The organism is Flavobacterium sp. Leaf82 (assembly GCF_001422725.1).
Taxonomy (GTDB): Bacteria; Bacteroidota; Bacteroidia; order Flavobacteriales; family Flavobacteriaceae; genus Flavobacterium.
In genome coordinates this window covers 203,623-220,783 of record NZ_LMMA01000023.1, presented here as the reverse complement: position 1 = coordinate 220,783, position 17,161 = coordinate 203,623, and the positions used below count along the sequence as shown (strand labels likewise).

Annotated in this window: 17 protein-coding genes and 1 pseudogene; 17 read left to right on the top strand and 1 reads right to left on the bottom strand. The window is 37.0% G+C overall.

Annotated features, from left to right (window positions below):
• Positions 1-294 precede the first annotated feature (294 nt).
• From ASF10_RS13335 to ASF10_RS13300, 8 genes are read left to right on the top strand one after another with little or no spacing between them, the layout of a single operon-like run.
• Positions 295-681 (top strand): single-stranded DNA-binding protein, encoded by a 387-nt coding sequence (locus ASF10_RS13335; protein WP_056250029.1) that lies wholly within the window; start codon positions 295-297, stop codon positions 679-681.
• A 30-nt stretch (positions 682-711) separates the two neighbouring features.
• The gene (locus ASF10_RS13330) at positions 712-1,773 is read left to right on the top strand and encodes a DUF932 domain-containing protein (protein ID WP_056250027.1); all 1,062 of its coding nucleotides are present in this window, start codon (positions 712-714) and stop codon (positions 1,771-1,773) included.
• Between the two features lie 48 nt (positions 1,774-1,821).
• Positions 1,822-2,016 (top strand): hypothetical protein, encoded by a 195-nt coding sequence (locus ASF10_RS13325; RefSeq protein WP_056250393.1) that lies wholly within the window; start codon positions 1,822-1,824, stop codon positions 2,014-2,016.
• Between the two features lie 16 nt (positions 2,017-2,032).
• The gene (locus tag ASF10_RS13320; protein WP_056250026.1) at positions 2,033-2,572 is read left to right on the top strand and encodes a hypothetical protein; all 540 of its coding nucleotides are present in this window, start codon (positions 2,033-2,035) and stop codon (positions 2,570-2,572) included.
• Positions 2,566-2,784, top strand: coding sequence for a PRTRC system protein C (locus tag ASF10_RS13315; RefSeq protein ID WP_056250023.1), 219 nt, complete (start codon positions 2,566-2,568; stop codon positions 2,782-2,784). The genes ASF10_RS13320 and ASF10_RS13315 overlap by 7 nt, the downstream gene beginning before the upstream one ends.
• Positions 2,785-2,840: 56 nt before the next feature.
• A complete protein-coding gene (locus ASF10_RS13310) occupies positions 2,841-3,932 on the top strand; it encodes a hypothetical protein (protein WP_056250021.1) in 1,092 nt (363 codons plus the stop codon).
• Positions 3,905-4,645 carry a prokaryotic E2 ligase family D protein gene (locus tag ASF10_RS13305; protein WP_241774953.1) on the top strand — a complete coding sequence of 247 codons (741 nt, stop codon included), beginning with the start codon at positions 3,905-3,907 and terminating at the stop codon, positions 4,643-4,645. The genes ASF10_RS13310 and ASF10_RS13305 overlap by 28 nt, the downstream gene beginning before the upstream one ends.
• Complete coding sequence (locus tag ASF10_RS13300; RefSeq protein ID WP_056250020.1) at positions 4,642-5,442, top strand: PRTRC system ThiF family protein; 801 nt, start codon at positions 4,642-4,644, stop codon at positions 5,440-5,442. Before ASF10_RS13305 ends, ASF10_RS13300 begins: the two co-directional genes overlap by 4 nt.
• Before the next feature lie 951 nt (positions 5,443-6,393).
• Here ASF10_RS13300 and ASF10_RS13290 read toward each other — a convergent pair.
• Positions 6,394-7,152 carry a phosphatase PAP2 family protein gene (locus tag ASF10_RS13290; protein ID WP_056250016.1) on the bottom strand — a complete coding sequence of 253 codons (759 nt, stop codon included), beginning with the start codon at positions 7,150-7,152 and terminating at the stop codon, positions 6,394-6,396.
• A 329-nt stretch (positions 7,153-7,481) separates the two neighbouring features.
• Here ASF10_RS13290 and ASF10_RS13285 point away from each other — a divergent pair, with 329 nt between their 5' ends.
• From ASF10_RS13285 to ASF10_RS13240, 9 genes and pseudogenes are all read left to right on the top strand, one after another.
• Complete coding sequence (locus tag ASF10_RS13285; RefSeq protein WP_056250015.1) at positions 7,482-7,667, top strand: hypothetical protein; 186 nt, start codon at positions 7,482-7,484, stop codon at positions 7,665-7,667.
• A 798-nt stretch (positions 7,668-8,465) separates the two neighbouring features.
• Positions 8,466-9,137, top strand: coding sequence for a response regulator transcription factor (locus ASF10_RS13275; RefSeq protein ID WP_056250011.1), 672 nt, complete (start codon positions 8,466-8,468; stop codon positions 9,135-9,137).
• 565 nt (positions 9,138-9,702) lie between these two features.
• A complete protein-coding gene (locus tag ASF10_RS13270) occupies positions 9,703-10,080 on the top strand; it encodes a hypothetical protein (RefSeq protein ID WP_230039713.1) in 378 nt (125 codons plus the stop codon).
• A gap of 313 nt (positions 10,081-10,393) precedes the next feature.
• Complete coding sequence (locus tag ASF10_RS13265; protein WP_056250008.1) at positions 10,394-11,317, top strand: hypothetical protein; 924 nt, start codon at positions 10,394-10,396, stop codon at positions 11,315-11,317.
• 4 nt (positions 11,318-11,321) lie between these two features.
• Positions 11,322-13,301: a TonB-dependent receptor plug domain-containing protein gene (locus tag ASF10_RS13260; protein ID WP_056250007.1), complete on the top strand. Its 1,980-nt coding sequence runs from the start codon at positions 11,322-11,324 to the stop codon at positions 13,299-13,301.
• 5 nt (positions 13,302-13,306) lie between these two features.
• Positions 13,307-13,669 (top strand): hypothetical protein, encoded by a 363-nt coding sequence (locus ASF10_RS13255; protein ID WP_056250006.1) that lies wholly within the window; start codon positions 13,307-13,309, stop codon positions 13,667-13,669.
• A gap of 58 nt (positions 13,670-13,727) precedes the next feature.
• A complete protein-coding gene (locus tag ASF10_RS13250; protein WP_056250005.1) occupies positions 13,728-14,594 on the top strand; it encodes an MbnP family protein in 867 nt (288 codons plus the stop codon).
• Positions 14,595-14,659: 65 nt separating this feature from the next.
• Positions 14,660-15,675 (top strand): annotated as a pseudogene (locus ASF10_RS13245) (cytochrome-c peroxidase).
• A gap of 603 nt (positions 15,676-16,278) precedes the next feature.
• On the top strand, positions 16,279-16,959 hold the full coding sequence (locus ASF10_RS13240; RefSeq protein ID WP_082472444.1) for a DUF1345 domain-containing protein: 681 nt from the start codon (positions 16,279-16,281) through the stop codon (positions 16,957-16,959).
• The last annotated feature ends 202 nt before the right edge of the window (positions 16,960-17,161 follow it).

Sequence of the window (17,161 nt, the reverse complement as noted above, 5' to 3'; positions counted from 1 at the left end):
ATTTTTTTTACACTCTAGTCATCTTTTATTCCAATCTAAGTTCCGTAAAGAAATTTTTACTTAAAGCTTTCACTCGAAACGGACTAAAAGGGCAGCTAAGATAGTGGCTTAAGCATGCCCCGTGCGCATAATGGCGGCGCTCCCTTGCCACCCTTCGGGACTTATAGCACCTGTGCATCCTTAAACCACTGGCATCTTGCTTTCTTTTTTCCCGTTTTTTCGTTTTGAAAACAATTTTTGTTAGGGCAGGACTAGAGAGAAAGTAAATAATAGTAATCCTTAAAAATTAAAATTATGGAAATCACAGGACGATTAACAGCAGATGCATCAGTTCAGGAAGTAAACAGCGACAAACAAGTGGTCAATTTCAGTATTGCCATCAATGACAATTACAAGCCAAAAGGAAGTACCGAAGTAAAGGAAGTAGTAACCTATATCAATTGCTCCTATTGGCTGAATGCTAAAACAGCACAGTGGCTTAAAAAAGGAACCCTTGTACAGCTCTTTGGGCGAATTGGCATCAATGTATACAATAACAGCGAAGGCGTGGCAGTAGGCACGCTGACTTTTCATACCAATAATATTAAAATTTTGGTTTTTCCCAAAAAAGAAGATACCGCCCAGACCAATTCAGCAGTAAAGGAAAAGAAATCAAAAAAAGCACAGGACGTTCCTTTTTAATTCTATCACAATCACTTAAAATATAATATCATGGCACACAATATAAATTACAACGAGCACACAGGAAAACACAGTTTTTTCAGCACTAAGCAAAAAGCATGGCACAATTTGGGGCAGATTATTACCGATTACCCCACAAGCGCCGAGGCAATTCAGCACGCAGGTTTGGATTATGAGGTAGAAAAACGTAAACTGTTTACAGACGGTTCTGCCGAAATTATTTTGGATAATAAAATCGTTCATAATAATATAGAAGTACCAAATTACTACAGTACGGTGCGCACCGATAATGATGCCGTAATCGGTGTAGTGGGCAAAGACTACCAAATCGTACAAAACAGGGATGCCTTTTCTTTTTTTGACAGCATCGTTGGCGGTGACGGTATCCTATACGAAACCGCAGGGGCGCTCGGAAAAGGGGAACGCATTTTTATAACAGCTAAACTGCCCGATTATATAAGGGTGGGTAACGATGATTTGATTGAGAAATATATTTTCCTGACCACCTCACATGACGGAAGCGGAAGCATAACCGCAGCATTCACGCCTATACGCATTGTATGCAATAATACCCTGAATGCCGCTATGAACAACAAGACCAATACCGTTCGTATTCGCCATACCTCCAATGCCAGACAGCGATTGGAACAGGCACACAAAGTAATGGGGATATCCGATATGCTGTCTTCTCAGATGGAATCCATTTTTAACCATTGGACAAAAATCCGAATCACGGACAATGAAGTGAAAAAACTGATACAGTCTGCCCTTGTTCCCAATAAGGAAGTGCTCAAAACCATACAAGAGGGTAAGGAGGATGAACTCTCCACTTGCTTTACCAATATGGTGGATAGTGCATTTGAATATGCCATGAGCAATCCCACACAGCTTATGGAAACCACCAAAGGGACTGTCTTTGGGGCGTACAATTCTTTGACTGGCTATTTTCAGAATGTGAGAAATTACAAGAACGATGAAGCCAAATTAACTTCCCTCTTAATGGGGGGTACAGGGCAGATACGCACGCAGTCCGCTTTTAACCTTTGCGTGGATTTTGCCAGTAAAGGCTCGGATGCCTTGATTTTGAATTAATCAATAGGGGACAGGCAGTCTATGCCTGTCCTTTTAAATCCTGAGAGCATGATACAAATAGAAGATAAAAACGGAGAAATTGTTGAGGTGCTAAATTTAGCAGAAGCAATAAAACAGGCGGACTATTTCAGGAATTTTTCCCATACCGAGAAACTCTTTGAAAAGTTTGATAAAAAACGGCAAGCCTATTGGCAAGACCTGTACGAAAAATTAGTAGCAATTAGTGATTTAGAGGTAAAATAAACTAAACAGTAGAGCAATGGAAACCAATTTTTTTAAATCAATCCTTTCCCTGCAGGTAGCAGGGAACTGGAAAATAAGCATAGCCAAGGAAGATGCGGACAAACTCATTGTATCTGTATTGTTCTTCAATGATACAATAGGGGATGATGCCCGAAAAAAAGTACCGCCCATATTACTAAAGGGTACGGCAGAGGAACTCGACAACGGATTTTTTCAGGCGGTTGCAGAGCCTGTCAAAGATACCGCACAGCTTTTTGCCAATATGGAGCAGTTCCTCAAAGAAAAAGAACAGGCAAAAGTGAGTTCGCAGATGGAAAAAGACAACGTTCTGAAAAGGGATAAGGAAAAATCAGAATTGCAGACACAGTACCAATCAGCCATGAAAAAAGCAGACGAACTAGAAACGGCAGGAAAATTTAAAGAGGCATGGATGAAAGTGCCACCCTCTGACCTGTACCCCGAATATAAGGATGTTATTCATGCCCGAAAAGCGGAACTTTCCGACAAGTTTCCTGTTGACCTTTTCAATGACCCTAAAACCGACGAGCCATGTTAACAGCAACCACCTTAGAGCGCATCTTTATCTTCAGGGATAAAGAGCAGGAGATTAAACTCGCTGACCCATCGCCGTCATTCAGTCCCGAAGCGGTACTCAATTTTTATGCCCAGACCTATCCGATTTTAACCACAGCATCCATAGAGGGACCTGTTATAAATGACGATGCGGTGCAGTACAAATTTGTATCACAAATCGGAACAAAAGGATAAACCATGAAAACACAAACCATAACAGGCAGTATCAAAATGCCTAAAAACAAAAAGTTATGCAGACTATACAGACAGCTAGGGGAGTTCGCAGAAAACACAGACAGACTGCCCGATGCGCAGGAAGTAAAAAAGAACCCGAACAGTTCTGCTCCGCTAGAACTCCTGCCGATGGTTTTTTAAGACATTCCTTTCTGCCCTTATTCGAAAAAGGCGAAAAATTACCCGACCAATTTGAGGTGGAAAATGATTTTTTCAATTCTCTTGCTATCCTGAAAGGACTGTATGGTTTTGAAATTAGGAATGTGGCAAACAAATCCTATCCGTATAATATCCTCTTGATATACGCAGACATTCAGAAACAGCTTAGTCAATCGGCACAGGATATTGAACTCAAAATAATACAGGATGATGATGGTACGGTAAAACTGGCAACCCAGCATTGCTATAACACCTGCAATACACTGTACTATATCCCTGTACTGCCCTTGTACCGGTTATTGCAAAACAGGAAACAGAAACAAACTGCAGAATTACTGCTGTCTGTTTTTGCCTATCTCTACCATATTGCAGGGATTCCGTATTACAGGGAAAACAACAGCTATCTTTTTTATAACTACGAGTGTATGGAAGAATGGCTTTTAGAGGATTTACAGGATGAAGATTCCCAATCGGGCAATAGCATGATTTCAGAATTGAATAAGGCTTCTTACTATGGGGATGTTATGCACCGTAAAATATACAATCCCTATCATTTGAACGTATTCGAGAAACGTGTAAATAATTATAAAGTAAATACTTCTTTCGAAAATGACTGCCTGAGCGTTGCAAAAAAAGCATTGGGATTACTACAGAAATATCCGAGCGATACTATTTTTAGAAATACTTCCAATCAGGTGTTTGAAAGTGAAGAAGGGATTATAAGGGCGGAGCAGTACATTTCTTTTATAGCAGACACCGATGGAATACTCTATGAGAATATAGCACGGGTAATCAATGATGAATTTAATGAATGCTCCGAAATTGAAGAGCCCACAGTCCTGCAAATCTATGATGCCCAAAACGAGCTGTCCAATACGGCACTTGATTTTGAGTACAGATTATTTCCGCTCCTAAATGATTTATGCACCCTTTTAAACAATATGCCATGAAAGATTTAACCCAAAGATTTGGAACATTATACCATCCTGTAAAAGCCTTTGTAGTGTTCAAGAAAGATACCACTGACAAATCCATTTATGTGGAAGGCTACGACATGGATAAAAACGGCTGTCCCATAAATGCACATCCATTAAGCCGAAGGGAAACTGCACAGCTTGCAAGTGCTTTGGACACCTCAGATGAAATCACGCGTAAATTTCTCAAACCATCAGGACTGCTTCCTAAAAAGGTACTGCATTTGAATCCCGGGCATGATGGTGCTGCCATTTGGTACACGCCTGCCCAAAAGGTCAGTTTGTTTTTTGTGGAGAGTTTAGGAATTACAAGCGGAGAAGCATTTGTACCGCCCTTGTTATGGAAAGCCACTAAAAACACGCTGTACATTTATGCAATGGACACCGACAAGAAAATAAACGAACAAACCGTGCTTTATCATGCACCCTTTTTTAATTTATATAATGATGGCAGGGTCTGTATGGGTACTGTAAAAGTGGATATAAAGACAGATTGTCATTTGGAAGATTTCATGCAATGGTGGGAGCAGTATTTTTTTAACAGCTATTTCAGTCATCTCATTGGAAATACAAGTCCTGTAAAAGGAAACATCATACAGTTCTGGCAGAAACTTGTAAATACCACAAAACCCTTTCCCATAAAATCCCTAATCAAAAATAGTTTAACAATTAAAAACATACTGTCATGAAAACGCAAACCGCCATGCATTACACCCACAATTACCTGATCAACCCTGCCAATCCCATAACGGTTAATCTCATTGGGGCAGGAGGGACGGGAAGCAGGATGCTTACAGAACTCGCAAGAATAAGCCACAGCCTTATCGCCTTGGGTCACCCAGGACTAAAGGTCAGTTTATTTGATGATGATGTGGTGACCAAAGCCAATCAGGGCAGACAGCTTTTTGCAGATGCTGAGGTAGGTCTTCCTAAAGCCGTGGCACTCATCAACCGCACCAACCGCTTTTTCGGGACTTCTTGGAAAGCCGTAACAGAGCAGTTCTCAACCGCTAACAGGAAATCCCTGCCCAATCGTGGCAGGGCGAACCTGTACATAAGCTGTGTCGATACCGCAAGGGCACGTTTTGATATTGCAGATTTTCTGATGAGCAGTGAAAACAGCGATTTTGAGCGTACTAAATCCCTATACTGGCTTGACATCGGAAACTCCCAAAATACAGGACAGGCGATACTCTCGACAATCAGCGAAATCAAACAGCCTGATTCCAAAATTCATAGGACTGTGCCCAGTCTTCCAATGGTAACCGATGAATTTAAGGAATTACTTCAAATGCAGCATGATAACAATGAGCCGAGCTGTTCCCTCGCTGAAGCGCTTGAAAAACAGGACTTGTTTATCAACAGCACACTTGCCAGTATGGGCGCATCGATCCTTTGGAAGTTGTTCCGTGAAGGAATGACCGCCCAAAGAGGATTGTTCCTGAATCTGGCAAGCTTACACGCTGTGCCCATAGTGGTGGGGTGATAGCCCCGCCGCCCCGCAATCGAGTTTCCTTCCTCCGGTCGGTCAATTGCGGGGCGCTCTAAGCGGTGTGCCTGCTCTTTTGGTGGATATGACCAAAAGCGGCAGGCACGTGTTGTTTTTGGTTCTGCCTTAAAATTGATTCTGGTACGCTGATTTTTCAGGAAGGTTTAATTCTTTTAAGGTTTACCAAAAGCTCATATAATTTCTTATCGTGCATAATTTGGATCGCTGTTTTTTCATTGTTTTACTTTTGGCATACTAACTTATAAAGAGCAGAAAAATGTATAACAAAAATCAAATGGCTGTAGGGGTAAAAAGAACGAATCGCGCTGAGCAAAATGCACTAGATAAAAGGTCTAGTCAACTAAACCCTAATAATGGTAAATATGCTTTGTCCCTTTAAAAAAGCAGTACAAAATTCAGTAAAGGCAAAGAAGAGCAATGTGATAGGACACATTTGGTGATGACTGGGAGTTTAATTACGATTGACACGCAATAAATTTATAATATTTACTTTAGGTTCTGATCGTCAAAACCTGCTGTCATAAATAACAGGTGCTTTAATATTTTTTGAAATTATAACTTCATCTAATTCTTCAGGTTTCTTAATAAGCTCAATTGTGAGATTCTTGTTCTTTATATCCCCTGGGTTAAAATGATTGTTTTATACTCATAGTTATTGGAAATAACATGAGCTTATTTCCAATCTGTGCTTCGATAGAAAACCTTCCAAATTCATTAGTAACTAAAACCTGTTCCGAATTTAAGTTTATAACGTCAACATTTTTCAATGCGACATCATTACACATCAACCTTCCCCCAATTCTGTTTTCTGACTCAGAATAACCAACTTTAAATAATAAAAAGAAGACCAAATGTTTGGTATCCTACATATAAGGATCAAATAATAGAATATTTAAGTTCATGTGATGAACTTTTTCTTTACTTATTTTAAAATAATTTTACAAATGTGATTCTAAATTGCCTTCCATCGTATGAAGGCGCCAGAAAGGAGGTGGAATTGCGTTCTTTTTTGCCAAATATTTTTCTGGTCAGATATGGATTTAGCCAATATGCTGCTTTGGTACTTAAGATCCCTATTCCTGCTCCAGCTGCTACATCGGTAAGCCAATGCCTGTTGTTGTACATTCTAAATAATCCTGTTCCGGTAGCAATCGCATAGCCAGCTACACCATACCATATAGATTGATCTTTATATTCCTGATAGAGAAACTCAGCTCCCGCAAAAGCTATAGCAGCGTGACCTGAGGGGAAAGAATTATTAGTTGTTCCGTCAGGACGCTCAATATTGGTTATGGATTTTAATGCCATAACGCTTCCTAAGGTGAAAATTGTGGAAGTGGCTAAAATTACCGAGCGGTCTCTGATATTATTTTTTCCTTTCAAACCAAATGCATTAAGGGCATAAACGGAAACAGCGGGAACATATCTTGAAAAATCGTCAACGGTTATTTTTGTGTCTATGTTTTCTGTAATTTCATCACGAATCTGGAAATTAAAACTTTTTATTTGTCCGCTTTCAATTCCCCAAAATCCATATCCTATTAGTACACCTGGAATAATAAGCTGTTTATAATTGAATCGTATATTTTTGACCGTATCCGTAAAAGTGCTGTCTCTTTCTTTGAACCCTTGTGAAAAGGCTGTGAAATTTATCAGCAAAAGAAGTACAATACTAGTTTTTCTCATATAAAAATTATTGAAATTACGTTACGTTTCGATCATTGCTTTACAATGATTTCGTAGAAATATGCAAAAACTTTATTTCTTACTTTTAATTAAAGGTATTAATTATTTTCCAGCGAGCGTTCCTTCTGAAATTTAAAATCATTTACAATACCCAAAGATTGAAAATTGCTTAGCTGTAAAATCTTAATATTTTGTTATTCATTTAATCTTAAGGTAATCCTAAGTAATCACTTATTTTATTGAGGTAATTTAGTGTAAAGAATATCGTTGAGCCCTAATAATATTGGTCAAAACACGGTATTGATATTATTAATTAAAAATTATTTATTATGAGCACGAAGGAAAAAGAAGGACACGACCACCCGGAACATGACAAACATAAGGAGCATCACACGCATCCTGAGCACCACGAAGGGGAAGCAGGAAAAAATCATCCTGAGCATCATGACGAGGATGAGCACCACAAGGAGAAAGAGCACCATCAAGAAGGTGAGCACCACAAAAAAAACAAATAATCCCCAAGATGTTTATAACGTCCCTTGTCTATTGATGGCAGGGGGCGTTTTTTTTGCAGTGGCATTATTATGAACAGATATACTTTTTCAAACCACTGGGCTTTCTTGAAGATTTTGTTTTAAATAATATTTACTTTTAATGTATCCAGTTTTTTTGTAGATTTACAATGATGAGCTATCAAAGATCTATTTTTGTAATTTTACTGGCAGTACGTCTACTGACATTACTGTTGATTTCATGTGGAGACATTGATCGTCCCGTTCATGTTCAGCAGGACATGGTTTCTCATCAAAAAAGCAGCGATCATAACCACAAAGCTGTTTGCTGTTCGTTTTGCCAGTGTGCAAGCTGCAAAGGAGCTGTTGCTCTTACAGAGATAAATGAACTTTTTTTTTATTTTACTTTTCAATTTAAGGGAGGTACTTCAAACTCATATGAATCCTTTTCATCTTATTACCTTAGCTGCATATGGCAGCCCCCGCAGATAGGCAGCGCTGAAGCATAGCCAAAAAAACTTTCCATTTTTTTTCTCGGTGCCCCACAAGGCATTGATCAAAGTTACAGTATGATATTAATGCTGCAATTTTCTATTGACGTACGGCAGGGACATTTTGTTTTCTGTTTTCCGCCTGTACAATTTTATTATAGTAGTAATTAAAATGAATTCAAATTAAAAGGCTGCGCTTAGATTTTTATATAAGCAGATTAATTGCATTTCCAGTTAATCTGACTTTCAAAATTAACCTTATTATATAGGATTCTCATCAAATCCCTAACCAGTAATTAACTACTTGATAATGAATATTCTCATAATTGATAACCAGCCAAAAAATGTAAATTTTCTGCGTCTTGGGCTTGAGGACGAAGGACATTTTGTCCATACTGCCGAAGACGGTCAGGAAGGAGTTCTTCGGGCAACAACAAGAAACTATGACGTTATACTGCTAAGCTGGATACTGCCATCAGCTTCAGGCATGGAAGTGTGCCAGGCAATACGAGTATCTGATATCCATACACCTATAATTTTTCTCACAGCAAAGGACTACCTTGAAGATACCATTATAGGTCTGGAGTGCGGTGCCAATGATTATATAAAAAAGCCGTTTACCCGCGGCGAACTGCTATCAAGGATTATGGTCTATGAAAAAAAAGGGCAAAAAAAATCAGAGCGGGAATATTCACTCTCTGATATCACTATAAAAATGAGCAGCTGTAAAGTGTTAAAAGCCAACAGGGAGGTACTGCTGACACGTAAAGAATTTCTGCTGCTGGCTTATCTTGTGCGGAATAAAGGGGAAGTATGTTCCCGAGTCGACATTATACGGGAAGTATGGGGTATAGATTATGAATACGACACAAGTATTATTGATGTTTTTATGAGTAGCATTAGAAAAAAGCTTCGTGTTACTGCAGATGATAAAAGGCTGAGAACCGTCAGGGGCATTGGTTTTATGGCCGAGGAAATCTAAATAAAACTTAAAAAGTGAAATTAATAATTTACCATTCACAAATAAGAGTTGCAAACTACGGATTTGCAACTCTATTCCTGTGTTAAAAATTTATAGTGAAAAAACAGTAACAAAGCCCATTAATCCAGTAAGCATTACAACACATTTCCAGCAATTAAGTCTATTGTGCATCTTTATCATATTTTATGTTTAACTTAATAGTGCAATAGTTGTGCCATAAGACTGACCCTTAATTTTCTAAAAAATATTTTCCATTTGCACTTGGCTCTTTATCAAACATAAATTTCACAATAATACTCAAAAAAGGAAGAAAGAGAGAGAGAGAGAGAGAGAGAGAGAGAGAGAGAGAGAGAGAGAGAGAGAGTCTTTAGTAAATTTTTAGTTTTTTTTACAAAGTAAGAGGCTATACAAATCAAATAATCAGATACCTTGTATTGATCTTCTTATATTTATTAATACAGTCTAAACTATGTTAGGTTCATCCATTTAATCAAATCTTTAGATAATTTGATCTGAGTGAAAAAAAAAATAAGTTTTTTATATTGCTTAAATACATAACAAGCAGTTGAAAAGATTAATCATCATAGTACTTTCTATTTTAATTTTATCCCCATCATTTGGGAGCCTGTTTGTATATGCTTCATTCAAACTCAATCAGAAAGAGATAGCCAAAACTATTTGTGTACAGCGTAAATTAGCATTCAACAGCTGTAATGGTCGTTGTGAACTGCAAAAAAGTATCAAAAAATATTCTGATAACGAAAGAAAAATGCAGGACAGCCTAAAAGATAAATTAGAGCTTGTTTATGTTCAAAGTGCTTCTGAAGTAAACTTTGATATTGTTCCTTTTATTGATTCAAAAGAAAATACTTTTATTTTATTTGAAAAGAAACCTATAAAGGCTTCTAATCTTACTTTTCACCCTCCGCTCTGGTTGGTATAGATCAATATTTCAGTTTCAATTTTAAAAAGTTGATTTCATTGTAAGTATCCAATAATTCAAAAGAGTGTCACGTATTTTCATATTACTATATATGAATTTATTACAAGAATTGAGCTTATAGAAAAAAGCTGTTTTTATTCATACTATCTTTTTTACTACAGAAACTGTTGATCGAATTACTGTTTTGAAAATATACTTTAACTGTATTTTCAATTAAACATACTCAAATTTCGCAGCACTTTGGCTTGTTTTTATTTTCTAAATCTAGTCGTTTTGCGCTGTATTTTAAACAGTTTTCTAACATTCATTACCAATGAAATCTTTTAAATTTCTAGTCATTGCATTATTTAGTGTGATTACCTCCTGCACAATTGATAAAACAGATTACGAAGCCGAAATAGGCTCTGAAGTTTCTGAATATTATGAGTTTAGAGAAACCGTTTCCTTTACAAGCGGTAACTATAAAATCAGTATTGAAGCTTTAAACGGTACTTTTTATAAAGGTTATAATGAGCTTCATTTAAAAATTACTAATACACAGACCAGTCAGAACATAAGTACATCGGAAGTAACTTTTTTACCCATTATGACTGCCGCTGATGGAAGCAAAACTTCCTGTCCGCACCAGTATAATCTTCAATACGATGCGGTCAATAAATATTTCGCTGGATATTCCGTATTTACTAGTGAGAGTGTTACACCAGACAGCTGGAAATTATATGTAAGTTTTACCGCTGATAATCAGAAATATGAGATTAATAAAGATGTGTCTGTGGCTAAACAGAGCAACAAAAATCTCAACATGACAACTTTTACAGGAAAAGATAACCAACAATATAGTATTGCGTTAGTTGCCCCCCAAAAACCAACCGTTTCAGAAAATAAATTAACTGCAGGTATTTATAAATATAATAAACCAGCCAATGCAGCGGGAACTTTTCCGGATGCTTCTCAATTTTCTTATTCAGAAGTAAGCGGTTACACTTTAAAATTAGATCCAAGAATGCCTGAACCATCAATGGGAAATCACTCTTCGCCAAACAATCAGGATCTGACGCAGCAAAATGATGGTTTGTACCACGGAGTTGTCAATTATACCATGACAGGAAACTGGACATTGAATTTAATTATGATGAATCAAAATGGACTGATTATCAAAGGAACTGTAGTTCCAACAGATTTTACGCCGGGAGTTGAAGGTGTAAAAAGTGAACTTTATATTGATACATTATTCTAAAAACATGAAATATATAATAATGTTACTTTTTTTGGGATTGTCAGTAACAGCTCAAAACACACATGCACATCAAGACAGCATTAAAAATTTAGAAGAAGTACAAGTAAAGAGCGCAGCCAAAAAGAAAATAGAAACCGAAATGAAAATGGCTGTTTCAGTTGATGAATTTTTGTCATCATCAGATAATATCAGTTTCATAAAACGTGGCGCTTATGCTTGGGAACCACTGCTAAATAATATGAGCAGCGAACGCTCTACGGTTACCATTGACGGAATGCACGTTTTTGGTGCCTGTACCGATAAAATGGATCCGATAACGTCTTATGTAGAAAGCAATAATCTTTCGACAATTGATATAAAGTCGGGGCAGGAAGGAAGTCTTCACGGTGCAACTGTCGCGGGAAGTATCGATTTAAAAAGAAAAAGCACGCCGTTTGGTCTCGCTAAAAAATGGAACGGTGCCTACCAAACTGGATTTGAATTTAATAATAAACAGTTTTTTAATCTTGGAAATGTCTCTTATTCGGGCGAAAAATTTGTAGCCGATGGAAGTATTTCCTATCGAAAAGCAGACGATTATTATGATGGAAATAATGACCTAGTAAGACATTCACAATATAAAAAGTTCAACACTTCATTAGGTTTCGCTTATAAAACAAGTGATTTATCGGCGGTAAGACTCGATGCTATTTTTGATATGGCAAAAGATGTCGGCTATCCTGCATTACCAATGGATCTATCGCTTTCACGCGCGCTGATTACATCGGCTTCTTATAAACAATTATTTGAAGAAGGATTAATAAAAGTTGTCGATACAAAAATATATTTTAATGCAATTGAGCATTATATGGATGATACGACCCGTCCTGAAAACCTAGTTCATATGGATATGCCGGGCTGGAGTACAACTTACGGATTGGTTTCTAAAGCAAATGCAAAAAGAAATAATTATTCGTCTGAAATACAGTTGAATGCTTACGATAATTTGTCGATTGCAGAAATGAGAATGTATCCCCAGGATCGAAGCAATAGAACCATGTTTGCTTACAGCTGGCCGTGGGTTACGACTCGTTATGCAGGATTATCTATGAATAATTCCTGGGATCTTTCAGATAAAAGTCAGGTGAATTTAGGAGGTTCTTTGGGGGTAAATTACAATTACTCGAAATACGTAGAATTCAATTGGATTTTTCATCCCGGCGCACCGCAGGAACAAACAAGATTTTTACCGAGTCTTCACGCAGGTTATAATCTGGATATTGATCATTTTAATTTCTCTATTGGAACGGGTTACGGACACAGAGCACCTTCGGTTTCTGAAGGTTACGGATATTATATCTACAATAGTTTTGATCGTTACGATTATATCGGAAATCCGAATTTGAAAAATGAAATTTCGTATGAAGGAAATGCAAGCGCAGGTTTTAAAAACGAGAGATTAAGTATTCAGGGAAAAATTAATTACTTCTACATTGAGAATTATATCATTGGAAGAGTTTTAAGTATGGGAAGTCCGATGAACTATCAATCTGTTGGTGTAAAAGGGTATACTTCACTAGATTATGCCACACTTTTAAATATGTCGATGAATGCAAGTTATGATATTTTGCCGCATTTACATTGGAAAGGAACACTTACATACGCACGCGGCATGGATGATAAAGGAGGGAATCTGCCTTTTATTCGTCCACTTAGTTATCAGACTTCGCTTCATTTTATGCATAAAAATTTCGGAATACAGACTTCTGTAAATGGTGATTTTGAACAGATTAATTACAGCCCGGAATATGGAGAAGATTTAACTTCAGCCTATACAATCTGGAATATTTCTGCAAATTATAGTTTCAAAATCAATAAAATAAAAACTGTTGTGCAAGTCGGGGCAGAGAATTTATTAAACGAATATTACAGCACTTATGCCGACTGGGGAAATATTCCCAGAATGGGACGTAATATTTTCACGTCTTTAAAATTCAACTTCTAATAAAAATGAAAAAAGTTTTTAGTTTCACAATGACAATGTTGTTTCTGCTGGTTTCTTTTCAGCAGGGATTGATTATTGTGCACTTTAAACTCAATCAGAAAAATATTGAACAGGAATTTTGTGTAAACAAGGCAAAGCCAGAAATGCAGTGTCATGGTAAATGTCATCTAAAGAAAGAATTAGAAAAATCAGATCCTGTCGATTTGGAGCTTACCAGTATTGGCAAAAAGATTGACATCGCATTGCTTTCAAATTTTGATTTTACAATTCGTGTTGTAAAGGTTATGAATTCTAATAAAGTATTAATTTATAAGGAACTGGAACTGCTAGAGCCATACCTTGAGATTTTTGTACCCCCGCCTATTTAATTATTGGTTATCCCGCATAAATTAAGTAAGTAGAATTACAAAAATTAAATCAAAAGAAATGCAAAATTTAAAAAAATACCTTTTATTATCAATAGTCTCTTTGGCATTCGTATCGTGTTCAAGTGATGATGACAATCCTGTGGCAAATAATGTAACACTGGAATTCAATAATACTTTCAAAAATACCACTATTGTGCTGGGTAATGCAGCTTCAACATCAGCATCGGCAAATACTTCTGCGACAGGACAAGTACATCATTTCTCGGAGCTTAAATATGTAATCAGCAACATTCGTCTTGTAAAAGACAATGGAGACGAAGTTCCATACAACGTAAATGATCTGGATAAAGGAGCGACCGTAATCGATCAGGCCAAAACGGCTTCATTAAGTTATGTTTTAAGTAATATACCTTCTGGGACTTACAAGCAGATTAAATTTGGTTTAGGGATTAAACCAGAGCAAAATGCTTTAGATCAGGTTAGATTTCCTAATTTCTATGCGGCGGCGGGAGCTAACGACACAGAAATGATGTGGGAATGGGGAAGCGGCTACCGTTTTACAAAAGTAGAAGGCTTTTATGATACTGATAATAAAACAATGTCAATTCATACCGGAAGCACAGTTGCAGGAACTGCTCCAAACTATACCCAGGGCGTAAATGCTTACAGGGATATTACCTTAAATCTTACTGCTAATGCAGTTGTTGGAAGCCAGGCGCCAAAAATCAAAATTAAGGCAGATTTTGATAAATTGTTAAGCGGAAAAACAAATACAATTACATTGTCTACAGGAACAGGGATGGATGACAATGCAACGCCAAATATTCACACTGCCGCACAAATGGTAAAGTTTGTTGATAATTTGGGAGGAAACGGATCAAGTGATATCTCGGGAATGTTTTCTGTTACAAGCGTAGAAAACTAAAATTACATTTCAAAACCGTCTGAATTTTTACAAGTTAGACGGTTCTGTTTTTAAACTCATTTATAATGAAAAAAATAATCGGTATCCTATTGCTTTCATTATTGGCAGCATCTTGCAGCAATGATGACTCTGATATGATTTCTATTGATAATCCAGAAATCTCACTAAATATTCCATCGGGGTTTCCAGAGCTGAATACTTTTGTGAGTCAAAATAAGCCTACTAAATATGGTGTGGAATTAGGCAAGAAACTTTTTTCTGAAAAAGGTTTAGTGCAGATAATACCATTTCCTGCTCCACCTGTCATATTCAGGAAAATGCTTTTGCAGACGGGCATGCACAAGCCATCGGAATTCAAGGCAGAATCGGACTTCGTAATACGCCATCCATTCAAAATTTAGCTTTTATGAAGTTTTACAATTGGGATGGAAGTAAGCTCCAATTAGAAAATCAGCCGCTGGTTCCTATTATAACCCATGAAGAAATGGATTCGTCTATTTTGGAAGTTATTGGTAAAATTAAAGATGATGCGGTTTACAAAGATTTGTTCAAAAAAGCATTTGGAGATGAGAACATTACGCCAGACAGAATCTTTAAAAGTATTGCGCAGTTTGAGTATACTTTAATTTCTGCCAATAGCAAATATGATAAAGTAAAACGAAATGAAGTCTCTTTTACAGCAAGCGAACTGCAGGGTTATCAAACCTTTCAGCAAAAATGCGCCAGCTGTCATGCAGGAGAATTGTTTACCGATCAGAGCTTTAGAAATATTGGATTTCCAATAAATAAGGATACCAATGAAGCTGGGCGTGGCAGGGTAACAGGCATTCCTTCTGATTTTATGAGTTTTCGTATTCCTACTTTAAGAAACATTGAATACACGGCTCCTTATGGAAGTTTTGGACAGTTTGCTGATTTAGAATCGGTTATAAACTATTTTGACAATGGGGTTTTGGATGCTGGGAACCTGGATCCGATTTTTAAAAATAATGGTAAACGAATTCCGCTCACCGAAGAGGAAAAAAATAATCTTATTGCGTTTATGAAAACTTTAAGTGACAGTGAGTTCTTAGAAAATTAGTTCTGAAATTATGGATTACAACATATTAAAATGTTAATGAACATGGGGTCAGATTCAATTAGGAAAATTTTAATGCGCCGGGGTTATCCGTTTATTTTTTGCTTATGGTACTGCTTTAGCCATTTTTTCATTCGCTTTAAGAGCTGCACTTCTTTAGGGTCGCCTTCCGGATTAGAAAGCCCCGTGATGGTCCTTTGGAAATAAAACTTTTTATCCTCAAAGACGCAGGTGAGTTTTGGCGCCTCGTTATGGGTTCGCCAGCCATTGGCCGGGTCCGGTGTTTTTAATTTCGAATTTCTTCATTTTTGAAAATCTTCATAACAGGCTCAGTTGTTGCTGTGCTGTTATTGTTTTAGGCTGTTTTGTACTCCGTATTGTAAAGGGCAAAATTAGGGCATTACCGGGTTAGTCTGTTATATAATTTACGGACGTGCAGTGTTTTTTTTATGCTATACTATTTTTCTGTAATATACAGCAGACAAAAATTATTAAATTAGAAATGCAATAGTTAAAGTGATTATTACCTATTATTTTGGCGATTCAAAAAAAGATCAATTTGATTATTTATTTTCACGTACCTTAGATATCATAAAAAAATATGTTTTGAAAGTAAGAAAGAACTGGATTTCGAAAGTTGACAGCCATATACGGCTGTATATTTCAATAGGCACAGGAATTGGCGTTTTTTTTATTCTGGGAGATCTTCAAAAAGCGTCTATACACTGGATGGCTTCCTGGCTGGCGTTCTCAGGTATGTTTCTGTTTTTATCCTGGATGACCATTTTTAAATGTCATCCTAAAGAACTTCACAAAATAGCTGAAAAGCAGGATTCGGGCCGATCTCTAATTATGATTTTAATTTTACTGGCCTCACTGGTCAGCATGATTGCCATAATTTTATTTTATAAAACTTCAGCAGAGATGAAAGGCGCCGAACTGACGATCCATATTTTATTGACGATCTTCTCAGCCATATTTGCATGGTGGCTAGTACACACCACTTTTACTTTTAAATATGCGCACCTTTATTATGCAGTAGGGGAGGAAAAAGAAGGCAGGCAGGTATTCGGGGGTCTTGATTTTCCTGATGAAAGTACTCCTGACTATCTGGATTTTTGTTATTTTTCATTTGTGCTTGGAACTACCTTTCAGGTGTCAGACGTAAATATTACAGCCCGCCATATACGAAGGATTGCACTGCTGCATGGATTGCTCTCCTTCTTTTTTAATACCATCATTTTAGCTCTCAGCATCAATATAATTGCCGGGCTGATTCAAAAATAACCTTTGGTTAGATTAAAAGTGGAGCGATAGAACATAAGAAAACTAATAATCTTAGTCAATTTCAGCGGGAATTTCTAATCTGCTGTCTCAAGAAACTGTAAAGTAAACAGGGAGCAGCCATCTTTATTCGATGATGTCTGCTCCCTGTTTATAAAATGTAAATACTATCTTTTTGCGTAAATAATAATGATTTTCCAGCTGC

Coding starts and splice junctions, on each gene's coding strand:
- ASF10_RS13335 (WP_056250029.1), top strand. CDS start 295: ATGGAAATCACAGGACGATTAACAGCAGATGCATCAGTTCAGGAAGTA.
- ASF10_RS13330 (WP_056250027.1), top strand. CDS start 712: ATGGCACACAATATAAATTACAACGAGCACACAGGAAAACACAGTTTT.
- ASF10_RS13325 (WP_056250393.1), top strand. CDS start 1,822: ATGATACAAATAGAAGATAAAAACGGAGAAATTGTTGAGGTGCTAAAT.
- ASF10_RS13320 (WP_056250026.1), top strand. CDS start 2,033: ATGGAAACCAATTTTTTTAAATCAATCCTTTCCCTGCAGGTAGCAGGG.
- ASF10_RS13315 (WP_056250023.1), top strand. CDS start 2,566: ATGTTAACAGCAACCACCTTAGAGCGCATCTTTATCTTCAGGGATAAA.
- ASF10_RS13310 (WP_056250021.1), top strand. CDS start 2,841: ATGCAGACTATACAGACAGCTAGGGGAGTTCGCAGAAAACACAGACAG.
- ASF10_RS13305 (WP_241774953.1), top strand. CDS start 3,905: ATGCACCCTTTTAAACAATATGCCATGAAAGATTTAACCCAAAGATTT.
- ASF10_RS13300 (WP_056250020.1), top strand. CDS start 4,642: ATGAAAACGCAAACCGCCATGCATTACACCCACAATTACCTGATCAAC.
- ASF10_RS13290 (WP_056250016.1), bottom strand. CDS start 7,152: ATGAGAAAAACTAGTATTGTACTTCTTTTGCTGATAAATTTCACAGCC.
- ASF10_RS13285 (WP_056250015.1), top strand. CDS start 7,482: ATGAGCACGAAGGAAAAAGAAGGACACGACCACCCGGAACATGACAAA.
- ASF10_RS13275 (WP_056250011.1), top strand. CDS start 8,466: ATGAATATTCTCATAATTGATAACCAGCCAAAAAATGTAAATTTTCTG.
- ASF10_RS13265 (WP_056250008.1), top strand. CDS start 10,394: ATGAAATCTTTTAAATTTCTAGTCATTGCATTATTTAGTGTGATTACC.
- ASF10_RS13260 (WP_056250007.1), top strand. CDS start 11,322: ATGAAATATATAATAATGTTACTTTTTTTGGGATTGTCAGTAACAGCT.
- ASF10_RS13255 (WP_056250006.1), top strand. CDS start 13,307: ATGAAAAAAGTTTTTAGTTTCACAATGACAATGTTGTTTCTGCTGGTT.
- ASF10_RS13250 (WP_056250005.1), top strand. CDS start 13,728: ATGCAAAATTTAAAAAAATACCTTTTATTATCAATAGTCTCTTTGGCA.